9 protein-coding genes are annotated in these 12,720 nt (G+C 61.8%); 5 read left to right on the forward strand and 4 right to left on the reverse strand.

Annotated elements, in window-relative coordinates; all coding sequences use genetic code 11:
* The first annotated feature begins 69 nt into the window (after positions 1–69).
* The 3 genes from ACPQ6D_RS00160 to ACPQ6D_RS00170 all read left to right on the forward strand — a co-directional run bounded on the left by ACPQ6D_RS00160 (position 70) and on the right by ACPQ6D_RS00170 (position 4,793).
* A complete protein-coding gene (locus ACPQ6D_RS00160; protein WP_423222257.1) occupies positions 70–3,000 on the forward strand; it encodes an FAD-binding and (Fe-S)-binding domain-containing protein in 2,931 nt (976 codons plus the stop codon).
* Positions 3,001–3,144: 144 nt separating this feature from the next.
* Positions 3,145–3,645 carry a TlpA family protein disulfide reductase gene (locus tag ACPQ6D_RS00165; protein WP_423222258.1) on the forward strand — a complete coding sequence of 167 codons (501 nt, stop codon included), beginning with the start codon at positions 3,145–3,147 and terminating at the stop codon, positions 3,643–3,645.
* Positions 3,646–4,271: 626 nt separating this feature from the next.
* Positions 4,272–4,793: an REP-associated tyrosine transposase gene (locus ACPQ6D_RS00170; RefSeq protein ID WP_423222259.1), complete on the forward strand. Its 522-nt coding sequence runs from the start codon at positions 4,272–4,274 to the stop codon at positions 4,791–4,793.
* 208 nt (positions 4,794–5,001) lie between these two features.
* On the opposite strand, the gene acs is transcribed toward ACPQ6D_RS00170, so the two are convergent.
* Together acs and ACPQ6D_RS00180 are read right to left on the reverse strand one after the other, a co-directional pair.
* On the reverse strand, positions 5,002–6,912 hold the full coding sequence (gene acs / locus ACPQ6D_RS00175; RefSeq protein ID WP_423222260.1) for an acetate--CoA ligase: 1,911 nt from the start codon (positions 6,910–6,912) through the stop codon (positions 5,002–5,004).
* A gap of 880 nt (positions 6,913–7,792) precedes the next feature.
* Complete coding sequence (locus tag ACPQ6D_RS00180) at positions 7,793–9,193, reverse strand: cation:proton antiporter (RefSeq protein ID WP_423222261.1); 1,401 nt, start codon at positions 9,191–9,193, stop codon at positions 7,793–7,795.
* Positions 9,194–9,421: 228 nt separating this feature from the next.
* Between ACPQ6D_RS00180 and ACPQ6D_RS00185 the strand changes: the two genes are divergently transcribed.
* The gene (locus ACPQ6D_RS00185; RefSeq protein WP_423222752.1) at positions 9,422–10,837 is read left to right on the forward strand and encodes a tyrosine phenol-lyase; all 1,416 of its coding nucleotides are present in this window, start codon (positions 9,422–9,424) and stop codon (positions 10,835–10,837) included.
* A 51-nt stretch (positions 10,838–10,888) separates the two neighbouring features.
* Here ACPQ6D_RS00185 and ACPQ6D_RS00190 read toward each other — a convergent pair whose 3' ends face one another.
* The gene (locus tag ACPQ6D_RS00190; protein ID WP_423222262.1) at positions 10,889–11,194 is read right to left on the reverse strand and encodes a retropepsin-like aspartic protease; all 306 of its coding nucleotides are present in this window, start codon (positions 11,192–11,194) and stop codon (positions 10,889–10,891) included.
* A 61-nt stretch (positions 11,195–11,255) separates the two neighbouring features.
* Positions 11,256–11,531, reverse strand: coding sequence for a hypothetical protein (locus tag ACPQ6D_RS00195; protein WP_423222263.1), 276 nt, complete (start codon positions 11,529–11,531; stop codon positions 11,256–11,258).
* A 173-nt stretch (positions 11,532–11,704) separates the two neighbouring features.
* Here ACPQ6D_RS00195 and ACPQ6D_RS00200 point away from each other — a divergent pair, with 173 nt between their 5' ends.
* A complete protein-coding gene (locus ACPQ6D_RS00200; RefSeq protein ID WP_423222264.1) occupies positions 11,705–12,691 on the forward strand; it encodes an AAA family ATPase in 987 nt (328 codons plus the stop codon).
* The last annotated feature ends 29 nt before the right edge of the window (positions 12,692–12,720 follow it).

Below are 12,720 nucleotides of genomic sequence, written 5' to 3' on the forward strand. Positions count from 1 at the left end.
CTGGCGTCTGGTCAAGTCCCCGCTCTCATGTTACAATCAACTCATGAAACTGTCGTTGGAGAATCAGTCATGAGTCTTTCGGCTGCGCCTGCAGTCCCGGCCGATTTCGTCAACACCCTCCAGCACGCCGTGACTGGCGCGGTGCGTTTCGATCCCACCAGCCGCGTACTTTACAGCACCGATGCCAGCAATTACCAGATCGAACCCCTGGGCGTCGTCATTCCCCGCACGGTAGACGACGTCGCTGCCACCGTCGCCATCTGCGCCCAGGCCGGCGTGCCGATCCTGGCGCGCGGCGCCGGCAGCTCCCTTTCCGGCCAGGCCATTGGCCGCGCGGTCATTCTCGATTGCTCAACCTACTTGGACAAGATCGAAGCCATACACGCGGAAGAGCGTTGGGTGCGCGTGCAGCCAGGCGTCGTCATCAACCGCCTGAACCGCGCGCTGCGGCCCTTCGACTTGATGCTGGGGCCAGACCCGGCCAGCGCCGAACGCGCGACCGTGGGCGGCAGCCTGGCCAACAACGCCACCGGCGCACATTCCATTCTATACGGTATGTTCGCGGATCAGGTGCTGGGCGCAGACGTTGTCCTGGCCGATGGCAGCCGCACGCACTTCGACACCCTATCGCCCGCCGATCCTGCCTGGGGCGGCCGCGCGGTCGGAGATTCGCATGCGGCCGCCATCTATGCCGGCGTGGGACGGCTGCTGCAAACCTACGGCCGCGACATACACGATCATTTCCCGGCGCACTGGCGTCGTTCCAGCGGCTATGGCTTGACCTACCTCTCACCTGATGCCCCAGGCCGCCATCCTACCTACGCCACGCGACCGCAAGGACTGGCGCCGCTCCTGGCCGGATCCGAAGGTACGCTGGCCGTCTTGACCAGCGTCACCCTGGCGGTCGTGCCGCGTCCAAAGCGCACGGCGCTGGCAATCTGTCAGTTCGATGATCTCCTGGCCGCCCTGGAGGCAACCAATGTCATCCTGGCCTGCCAGCCGTCGGCCGTGGAGCTGATGGATGACATGCTGATTGGCCTGGCGCGCCAACAGCCCGGCACGGCCCGCAAGATGTTCTTTGTAGATGGAACGCCGGCCGCGCTGCTGGTTGTTGAATTTACCGGCGCCAGCGAGGCCGAGTTGCATGCACATCTCGACCGCCTCGCGTCTGTGCTCCGCCAGGCCGGCTGGCCGCGCCCGCCGCTCCGCTTGCTGGACGCGAACGCGCAGGCCACGGTTTGGGATGTGCGCAAGGTGGGCCTGGGCATCCTGATGAGCATGCGCGGCGACCTCAAGCCGATTCCCTGCATCGAGGATGTCTCGGTGCCCGTTGCCAATCTACCGCGCTACGTGGCCGATGTTCTCGATCTGCTCAAGCGCCACAACACCCGCGGCGGCTTCTACGCGCACGCCAGCGCGGGCTGTCTGCACATTCGGCCCCTGGTCAACCTGAAAACCGGCCCTGGCGTGGAGATGATGGTAGACCTGGCGGACGCCGCGTGCGAGTTGGCTCTGCGCTATGGCGGGGTGATGACCGGCGAACATGGCGATGGCATTGCCCATTCGCACCTCAACGCGCGTCTCTTTGGCCCGCGCCTGTATGCCGCCATGTGCGACCTCAAGGCGATTTTTGATCCAGCGCATGTGCTCAATCCGGGCAAGAAGGTGCATGGGCCTGACCCGCGCGCCGATCTGCGCTACGGCCCAACGTATCGCACGCTCGAACTGCGCACCTATTTCGATTTTGGCGCGGACGGCGGTTTTGCCGGCGCCGTGGAGATGTGCAACGGCGCCGGCGTCTGCCGCAAGCTCGACGCGGGTACGATGTGCCCGTCGTTTCAGGCCACGCGTGAGGAGCAAGATTCGACGCGTGGCCGCGCCAACGCCCTGCGCGCCGCGCTCAGCGGACGCCCGTCCGCGCTGGCTTTGACCGGCGCGGAGCTGCACGCCGTCATGGACCTGTGCCTGGGCTGCAAGGCGTGCAAGACCGAGTGTCCAAGCAGTGTGGACATGGCGCGCATCAAGATGGAATACCTGGCATACGTCCAGGACGCACGCGGCGTGCCGCTGCGCAGCCGAATTTTTGGGCATATTGCCCGGCTCAACGCACTGGCCGCGTCGATCGCGCCCCTGGCGAACGTGGTTTTGCAGACGTCCGCCGCCCGCCGCGCGCTGACGGCGTTGGGGGTTCATCCCGCACGCACGCTGCCATCCCTCGCACACCAGACTTTCAGCGCCTGGTTCACGCGTCGCGCCGTTCCGCTCCGCCCTGGCGCCAACGGGCCGGTGCTGCTCTTTCACGACACCTGGGTCGAATATAACCATCCGGCCGTCGGCCAGGCCGCGGTGCGCCTGTTGGAGGCCGCCGGCTACCAGGTGTTGATTGCGCCGCAGCGACGCTGCTGCGGCCGGCCGCTGCTATCGAAAGGACTGCTGGCCGACGCGCAGCGCCTGGCGCACCATAATGTCGAAGTGCTGGCGCCGTACGTCGCCCAGGGAATGCCCGTTCTGGGGCTGGAGCCGAGCTGTGTCCTGAGTTTCCGCGATGAATACCTGGCCCTGCTGCCGGGAAATGAGCAAGCCCAGGCGCTGGCCGCGCGCAGCTTCACGATTGAGGAATTCTTGGATCAGGAATGTCGCGCCGGCCGCGTGCGCCTGCGGTTCAAACCCGGCAATGAGCATCTCCTGCTGCACGGCCACTGCCATCAAAAAGCGCTGGTGGGCGCCGGCCCGGCCTTGGCCCTGCTGCGCAGGCTGCCGGGGCGACAGGTGAGCGAAATCGAGGCCGGCTGCTGCGGCATGGCTGGTTCGTTTGGTTACGAAACGGAGCACTACGCGATCAGCCAGCGGATCGCCGAGGACCGCCTGCTGCCGGCCATTCAGGCCGCGCCGCAGGCGCAGATTGTGGCCGACGGCGTTTCCTGCCGGGAACAGATCGCGCATTTCAGCGGCCGCCGTGCGCGCCATGTGGTTGAGGTGCTGGCGGACGCGTTGGATTGAAATCCGAGACCGGAGATCGGAGATCGGAGACCAGAGATCGGAGACCAGAGATCGGAGACCGGGAGAATTGACCGAAGCTGTAGGTCATCGCCTCCGGCGTGACGGGTGGTGGTTACGCCAGCCATGTGAATAGAGGAGAAAAAAATGGGAACGGAGTTTGTGCGGGCCGGGCAGCCGGCGCCCAAGTTCAAGATGAAGGCCATTGGTTCCGGGCGTGAGATCAGCGCAGAGGCGCTGGCGGGTCATGTCTCGGTGCTGATTTTTGTCAACCAGGACACGCAGCGCGACGGCCGCGGCATCATCAAGGCCATTCGCGAGGAATACCCGAGCGCCGCGGAGGTGGTGATTGCCAGCGTGGTGGATTTGTCGCCGGTGCCAGTCATTTTGAAAGGCATGGCCGAGAACGTGCTCAAAGACTCATACCAGAAGTCGGCGGCCCGCCTGGCTGAGGGCAGCGACCCGGCCGCGTACGTCATCATCCTGCCCGACTGGAAAGGCGAGCTGCTGAAAGCCTTCGGCGTGAAGGCCGTCAACAAGCAGCCCGCCTTTGTCGTCATTGATCGCACGGGCCAGATCGCCGGCGCTTACCAGGGCGATGACCCGGGGGCCGCAGCCGTCACCCTGCTCGCCGATCTCGTGGTCTAAGCGATTCGATCGTAGGTCATCGCCTCCGGCGTGACAGCATTGCATCTCACACAACCCGCGTCCCGCCGTAGGTCATCGCCTCCAGCGTGACGACATCGCATTTCACACAACCCGCGTCCCGCCGTAGGTCATTGCCTCCGGCGTGACGGCATTGTATTTCACACAACCCGCGTCCCGCCGTAGGTCATCGCCTCCGGCGTGACGACATTGTATTTCACACAACATCCGTCCCACCGTAGGTCATCGCCTCCGGCGTGACAACATTGTATTTCACACAACATCCGTCTCACGGTCAGTTGTCGTCTCCCGTGCGACGAACGTTGTCACACCGGAGATGTGACCCATGAGGACGACGCGCGGGATGGCCGTCGTCTCGGTATGGCGAGCGTTGTCACACCGGAGATGTGACCTACGGCGTGCCGAGTGGGCGTCGTCTCTGGTGCGACAAACGTTGTCACTCCGGAGGTCATCGCCTCCGGCGTGACAACATTGTATTTCACACAACCCGCGTCTCACCGTAGGTCATCGCCTCCGGCGTGACGACATCGTATTTTACACAACCTGCGTCACCACGGATGTCCTTGCTTCCGGCGTGACGGATACCGCATGATGGAGCAAGCTACCCTATGAACTTCCGACGCTATTACGTACCCGACTCCATCGTTTTCATTACCAATGTCGTCCAGGGGCGCGAACCAGTGTTTGCTCATGAGCCAACCCTGAACCTTTTCCTCGAAACACTGCGGAATACAAAGAAACTGCACTCGTTTATCATGATCGCGTATGTCTTCTTGCCCGATCACATGCACCTTCTGATCAGGCCGAATGGTAGGAGCAGTTTTAGCCAAATCATGCAGTCGGCAAAATCGTACTTCACCCATGCGTACAAGGACATGCTTGGAATTGATGGGAGGATGAAGTTCTGGCAGAAACGATTTCAGGATCATGTGATTCGTGATGATGAGGACTTCGAGAATCACGCCAACTATATTCACTACAACCCGGTAAAGCACGGGTACGTAACTCGCCCTGAGGACTGGCCGCACAGCAGTTTCTCGGCATGGAAATCAAGAGGGTTCTACCCAGAACAATGGGGATGGACACTGCCTGATTCGCTCAGATCATTCAATCGGGACGATTTGGAATGAGCTGTGATCAATAATCAAAGAGTTTTCTGGAGGCCGTCGTCGCCGGCATGACGGGCGCGGTCACACCGGAGATGTGACCCGTGAGGACGGCGACGCGTAGAATGGGTGGCGGCGCGACATGGCGAGCGCGGTCACACCGGAGATGTGACCTACGAGGAGGAGGCGCCTCCGGCATGACGACCAAACGTCATGCCGGAGGCGCACTGGTTTACTCTTCCAATGTGCTGACGTCGCCTTCGGGCAGACCCTGGGCGCGCGCTTTGAGCACGCGGCGCATGATCTTGCCGGAACGCGTCTTCGGCAGTTTATCCACGAAGTTGACTGCTTCGGGTTTGGCAATCGGGCCGAGGTGTTGCCCCACGTGCGTGCGCAGCTCGTCCGCGAGCGCGGGGCTGGGCTGGTAGCCTTGACGTAAGATGCAGAAAGCGTGAATAGCCTGGCCTTTGATCTCATGCGCCAGGCCGATGGCCGCGGCTTCGGCCACAGCGGGATGGGACACCAGCGCGCTTTCGATTTCCGCGGTGCCCAGGCGATAGCCGGAGACTTTGATCACATCGTCTACGCGGCCGATGATCCAGAAATAGCCGTCCTTGTCGCGACGCGCCGAATCGCCAGCCAGGTATTTGCCCGGATATTTGCTCCAATACTGGCGCACGTAGCGGTCCGGGTCTTTGTAGATGGTGCGCATCATGGCTGGCCATGGCTTCGTCAGCACCAGGTAGCCCTCTTCCTCATCCGGCGCTGGATTGCCAGCCTCATCCAGGATTTCAGCTTCTTGTCCAAAGAAGGGCCGTGTGCCGCTGCCAGGCTTGAGCGGCACAACCGGCGTGGGCGTAATCATGAACATGCCGGTTTCGGTCTGCCACCAGGTGTCCATGATCGGGCAGCGCCCTCCGCCGATGACGCGATGATACCAGCGCCACGCCTCCGGGTTGATCGGCTCGCCGACGGAGCCGAGCAGGCGCAGCGATGACAGGTCATGCCGGTGCGGCCATGATTCGCCGAAGCGCATCAGACCCCGAATCGCGGTCGGCGCGGTGTAGAGAACATTGATGCCATACTTTTCGATCAGCGACCACCAACGGTTGGGGTAGGGATAAGTCGGCGCGCCTTCGTACATGAACGAGGTGGCGCCCATGATCAGCGGGGCGTAGACAATGTAGGAGTGACCCGTGACCCACCCCGGATCTGCAGCGCACCACCAGCGATCATCATCACGCAAGTCAAAAACATATTTGAGCGTGGCGTAGATGCCGACCATATAGCCGCCGTGGACGTGCAAAATGGCCTTGGGCCTGCCGGTCGTGCCGGAGGTGTAAAGCATGTAGAGCGGGTCATCTGCATCCATGACTTCAGTCGCGCACTTGGGGCTGGCGATGGGCAGCTTCATCAGGTCGTGGTACCAATAGTCGCGACCGGTTTCCATATTGACCTGGTGGCCGGTGCGCTGCACCACGAGCACCGTCTCAATCGTCGGGCAGTGTTTAACCGCCTCATCCATCGTCTTTTTGAGCTCGACGACCTTGCCGTTCATCCAACCGCCGTCCGCTGTGATCGCGACCTTCGATTCGGAATCCTCGATGCGGCCTTGCAGCGCGTCCACGCTGAAGCCGCCGTAGACGACGGAATGCACCGCTCCGATCTTGGCGCAAGCCAGCATGGCAATGACAATCTCTGGGATGCGCGGCATGTAGATCGTCACGCGATCGCCCTTCTTCACCCCCATGGCTTTGAGCACGTTCGCGAATTGGTTGACCTCACGATTGAGCGCAAAATAGGAATAGGTGCGCACGCTGCCGTTTTCACCGACCCAGATCAGCGCCAGTTTGTTGCGCCGTTCGGTCGCCTGGTGGCGATCCAGCGCGTTATGGATGATGTTGCACTTGGCGCCGACGAACCAACGAAAGAACGGAGGGTTACTATCATCCAGGACTTTCTCCCATGGTTGGTACCATCCCAGTTCGGACGCTTCATCGGCCCAAAAACCTTCCAGGTTATCCGCCGCATAGCGGGCGAGGGCGTCCCAGTCCTTGAGTCTGGCGCGCTCGATCACGTCAGAAGAGGGATAAATCATCTCACTGGCTATAGCGGTTGTCGTCTCGGCGGCTGATTCGCTCATATGGTCGCTCCCTTATGGCTGATAATGATTGCGCAGGCCTGGCATCGCGCCGTCTGATGGCGGCGACAAGCCAGGCTCTTGTATCGTTCAACTGAGGTCATTTGCCCAGGGGCACGTGTCAGCGTATGTCGCCTCGTCGGCCTGTCGCGTGCACGTAGGGCAGCCAAGCGGCGCGCGCAGACACGGATAGGACGCCAAGCGCATCGTGGTGATCGGTCAGGGCAATTGATTGTACCAGATTCGCCCGATTTTCACCAACCGGCCAGCGGGCGCGGGTGCATTTCAAATCGGGGGCGTAGCCCCGCAGGGGCTTGCACCTCGTAGCCGGATGGCCTTTGGCCTCCGGCGGGGTTGCACCGGATGGCGTGCGCGCAACCAACGCCGCCCGACCGTGAACGGATCGGGCTACAAGGTGAAAGGCCCTATCGGGCCTGACCGCGCGCGAGGGGTTTGTATTTCATGGCGGGCGCATTTCAGTTCCGCTGCGTAGCCGACATCGCCCGCGGCGGCGCCAGATGCTTGTGCGGCGAGCCTGCGCAAGGTTGGTTCTGCGGGCCATCCCCTTGCGAAGGCTGCCTCAACGACAAATTGTCGGACAAGCCGGCGCCGTTCTTCCCGGCGCCAGCTCCTTACACGGCGAGCCTTCGCAAGGTTGGTTCTGCGGGCCATCCCCTTGCGAAGGCTGCCTCAACGACAAATCGTCGGACAAGCCGGCGCCGTTCTTCCCGGCGCCAGCTCCTTACACGGCGAGCCTTCGCAAGGTTGGGCGGACGCGCCTGGCAACTCTCGCAGGGGCGCGCGGACATCACGATGGAACGCCTGCGGCGACGCGCGCCTCTGCGTGCGCCATTTCGACGCAGCCCTGCGAGGAGGCGCGGGGTTAGGCCAGCACAGGAGACGTTTCGGGTTGGTGGACTGCCGCGGCGCGGCGGAGAAACAGCGCCAGCAAGGGAGGTGTGAGCAGGGTGCTCAGAATGACCACGATCACGATGATAGAGAAAACCTGGTCTGAAATGACGCCCAAGGAGCGACCGGAGGCGGCGAAAATCAATCCGACCTCGCCGCGCGGAATCATGCCCATGCCGACCACCACGCGATTGACTGGGCCTGCTGCCAAGCCTGAGACCATCTTGCCGACGAAAGCGACTGCCGTGATACCCAGGGCGATCATGAGTGTGGTAGGATCGAGTAAAGATTCCAGGCGGACGCTCATGCCGGTGAGGACAAAGAAGATCGGTACGAGGAAATGTCCCAGCGGCTCCAGCAGGTCTTCGATGTGGCGGTCCACATGGTGCTCAATCACCGCTTCGACACGCGCCGCCACATCAGCGGGCGCGCCGACCATGGCCCGACGAAGATCGGGGACGATCTTGGGGTCTTCGAAATGCTCGAAGTGGACAGGTTCAAGCACAAGCCCCGCGGCAAAGGCGCCAACAATGGCGGCCAGGCCGATGGCTTCGGCAAAGTGGGCCGTGAGCAGGGCAAAGGCAATCGCCAGCGTGAATTTCATCCCCATACCAGTGTGAATCCTGGACAGGATCCGCCCCAGGCGCGCCGCCAAAATCTGGCCAAGGACAATCGCGCCGGTCAAAAAGACCAAGGCCTTGGCCGTAATGACGGCGATGGCGCCCAGGTTCACGGCGCCCGCGGTGACGATGGCCGAAACCACCGCCAGGATGATGAGGCCGATCACATCGTCAATGACGGCCGCGCCCAGGACAATTTGCGCTTCTGGCGTTTGCAGCTTACCGAAGTCGCGAAAGACACGCGCGGTGATTCCCACCGAGGTCGCGGTCAAAGCGGCGCCGATGAAGAGGTAGGTAGCCGACGGGAGGCCAGGCAGCAGCAGCGGGCCGATCACGTACGCGCCAAGCACAAACGGCGCGATGACGCCAATCAACGCCACCAGCAGCGCGCGCGCACCCACACGGCGCATCTGTTGGATGTTGGATTCAAGCCCGACCTGGAAGAGCAGGATGACAACGCCCAACTCAGCCAGGAACTTGATGATTTCATTGTCCTTCATCGGCTCTAGCCCGCGCAGGCCAACCAGCGCGAGATTGCCGAGGATCACCCCCGCGACCAACTCGCCCAACACGGCCGGCTGCCCAAAACGCTCCACCAGGCTGGCCGTCTTGGCCGCCAGCAAGATGAGAACAATCCAGACAAATGTAGATGAAACATTGATCTCGTGGGTGCGCTCAGTGATCGCTTGCACAAAAGGCAGCAAGATCGCCACAATCGCCAGGCTGCTCATCACACGATGACTTGTAATTTTCATCTGCCCCTCCTATCATCGCCCATGTCTTACATGATGCTTGTCCATTGTCGCGCGGCAGTCGCGCCAAAACCACGTTATTTTGTACGCAAGGACCGCGCCGCAACTTGGCACATTGCACAAATGCCGTGGTTTTGCAGACGGATGCCGATAAGCTAAAATTGGGCGCTCTGACACGGTACACAGGTGATCAGAGTTCAGATGTAGTGAATGCAGAAGGAGGAGTCAATGATGACACAGTCAACCCCACAAACGATGGGCCAGCAGTTTGGTCGCCGCTCTTGGGCGGAACCGTGGAAGATCAAGATGGTCGAGCCGCTGCGCATGGTGAGCCGCGCGGAGCGGGAGAAGGCGCTGGCCGAAGCCGGCTACAATACGTTTCTCCTGCGCTCGGAGGCGGTCTACATTGACTTGCTGACCGACAGCGGCACGAGCGCCATGAGCGATCGGCAGTGGGCTGGCATGATGCTGGGCGACGAAGCCTATGCCGGCAGCCGCAATTTCTACAACCTGGAAAATGCCATTCAGACCTACTATGGCTATCGCCACATCGTGCCAACCCACCAGGGACGCGGCGCGGAGCATTTGCTGAGCCAGACCACGATCAAGCCAGGGCAGTATGTCCCGGGCAACATGTACTTCACCACGACCCGCCTGCACCAGGAGATGGCTGGCGGCATATTCGTAGATGTGATCATTGACGAGGCCCATGACCCAGCCAATCTGCACCCGTTCAAGGGCAATGTGGACCTGGGCAAGGTGGAGGCGCTCATCCAGGAGAAGGGCGCCGCCAACATTGCGTACATCAGCCTGGCCGGCACGGTCAACATGGCGGGCGGCCAGCCGGTCAGCATGCAAAATGTGCGCGAGCTGCGCGCCCTGTGCGATCGCCACGGCATCAAGATCTATCTCGACGCCACGCGCATGGCGGAGAACGCCTATTTCATCCAGGAGCGCGAGCCGGGCTATGCTGACAAGTCCATTGCCGCCATCGTGTTGGAGTTCTGCAGTTACACGCACGGCGGGTGGATGAGCGCCAAGAAGGACAGCCTGGTCAATATCGGCGGCTGGCTGGCCGTCAACGACTGGGATTTGTTCGAAGAGCTGCGCAACCTGGTTGTGGTCTTCGAGGGTCTGCACACTTATGGCGGTTTGGCCGGCCGCGACATGGAGGCGATGGCGATTGGCACGGCCGAATCCATGCAGGATGATCACATCCGCGCCCGCATCGGCCAGGTGCGTTACCTGGGGCAACTGCTCACTGATTGGGGCATTCCGATCGTACAGCCAGTGGGCGGCCATGCCATCTTCGTGGACGCGCGGCGCTTTTACCCGCACATCCCGCAAGGCGAATTTCCCGCGCAGACCCTGGCCGCCCAGCTCTACCTCGATTCGGGCATCCGTTCGATGGAGCGCGGCGTCGTCAGCGCCGGCCGCAATGCCAAGACCGGGGATCACTACTACCCCAAGCTGGAACTGACCCGCTTGACCATTCCGCGTCGCGTCTACACACAGGCGCACATGGATGTGGTTGCGGAGTCGTTGAAGATCGTTTACGACAACCGTGAGCAGACGCGCGGCCTGCGCATGGTTTACGAGCCAAAATACCTGCGTTTCTTCCAGGCCCGCTTTGAACCGCTAGGCTGAGTCCCGCCGCAGCCGGTCGGTACTAGCGCGTGCCGACCGGTTGTGGTCCACTCATCGCCCTGCAAACTCGATTTGCATTCGATAGAGATCAATCACCGCGCCTGAACGGCGCATGAAGTCCATTCCGAGGATTCCCTCAATCTCAAAGCCGTAATCCATGCCGCTAATTTGAACCACAAACGGCGCCAATTTTTGCGGCCCAACCTGCAATTCATCCAATTGGCGGACAAATACCAGTTCCCGTCCACCCACACCGCGGATGAAGTGGATTTCGTCATCGAGGCGAGGCTCGATGCCCAACTGTGTCAGCGCGTCGATGCTCAAGCTGGTTTCAGCGGAGCCGGTGTCAATGAGCACAGGCGCAATGTCAATCTCGGCCCCCTGATAGATTGCGCGTACGCTGATGAAGGGCAGGCCGTCAACGACCTGAAGTTGCATATGCCCCTCGGATGCCAACCCAGCGACGTTCTCGAAATTCCAGTTTGGTTTGACTGGTGTGTAGAAACAGGAATTCACGCAAAGGGTATTGTTGATGATAGTGTCGGTAGCGCTGCATGGCTGTCATGCCATCCGGGCAGGCTTCGAGCACCGCCACCAATCCCACCTTCCACTGCTCATCTTCGCTGCGCGATTCCAGGGCCTCCATGACTACCCATTGCTCAGGGTAGGCGCGCTGAACCTCTGTCCAGGTCATAAATCACCTCCTCATTGACATCGCAATCATCTCACCCCCATTATACAGCGCTCGCACCTCCTAAACAAGCCCCTACAATCTCCGGTCTCCGGTCTCCGCTCTCTGATCTCCCTCTGTACAGATTGCACGTTCCTGCGACTTGATGTAAAGTAAGCCGCACGAGGGGGACATCTATGCGCCAGGTTCAGGACTTCGTCAGCCAGGTCGTTGACAACGTGGAAAAGGTCATCATTGGCAAGCGCCCGGTGATCGAAATGCTGCTGGTGGCGCTGCTGTGCGAGGGCCATGTGCTGCTGGAGGATGTGCCGGGCGTGGGCAAGACCATGCTCGCGCGCAGCATGGCGATCAGCCTGGGCGGGCAGTTCAAGCGCCTGCAGTGCACGCCCGACCTGCTCCCCAACGACGTGACCGGCGTGTCGGTCTTCAACCAGCAAACCAGCCAGTTTGAGTTTCACGCCGGCCCCATCTTCGTCAATATCCTCCTCGCCGACGAGATCAACCGCGCCACGCCGCGCACCCAGTCCGCGCTGCTGGAAGCGATGCAGGAGCAGCAGGTGACGGTGGACGGCGTCAGCCGCGCCTTGCCGCGGCCGTTCCTGGTGCTGGCGACGCAGAACCCCATCGAATATGAGGGCACCTTCCCCTTGCCCGAAGCCCAACTTGACCGTTTTCTCATGCGCCTGGCGGTTGGCTATCCCGCGCCGGCCGATGAACGCCGCCTGTTGATGGCTTTGCGCCGCGAGCATCCGATCAACACCCTGACCCCAGTCGTCACGGGCGAACAGCTGCTGGCCTTGCAGCGCCTGGTATGGGAAGTTCATGTCGAGGACAGCCTGCAAGACTACATCGTGCGCCTGGTCACCGCCACGCGGCAGCACCGCGACCTGGCCTTAGGCGCCAGCTCGCGCGCCAGCCTGGCCCTGTTCAAGACCGCGCAGGCGCTGGCCGCGTTGCGCGGGCGCGATCATGTGCTGCCGGATGACATCAAAGCGCTGGTCACCGCTACCCTGGCGCATCGCCTCATCGTGCGGCCAGAGGCTGAGCTGCGCGGACGCACGTCCGCCAGCGTGCTCAACGAGGTGCTGCAGGATACGCCGCTGGCGTTGGAGAACGGCGAGCGGAGAGCGGACAGTGACGCGGCCAAGTCGGGCGGCCGGTGAGAACATGTGGAAGCCTCGCCTAGGTCTGC

Source organism: Candidatus Amarolinea aalborgensis, assembly GCF_900491745.1.
GTDB lineage: Bacteria > Chloroflexota > Anaerolineae > SSC4 > Amarolineaceae > Amarolinea > Amarolinea aalborgensis.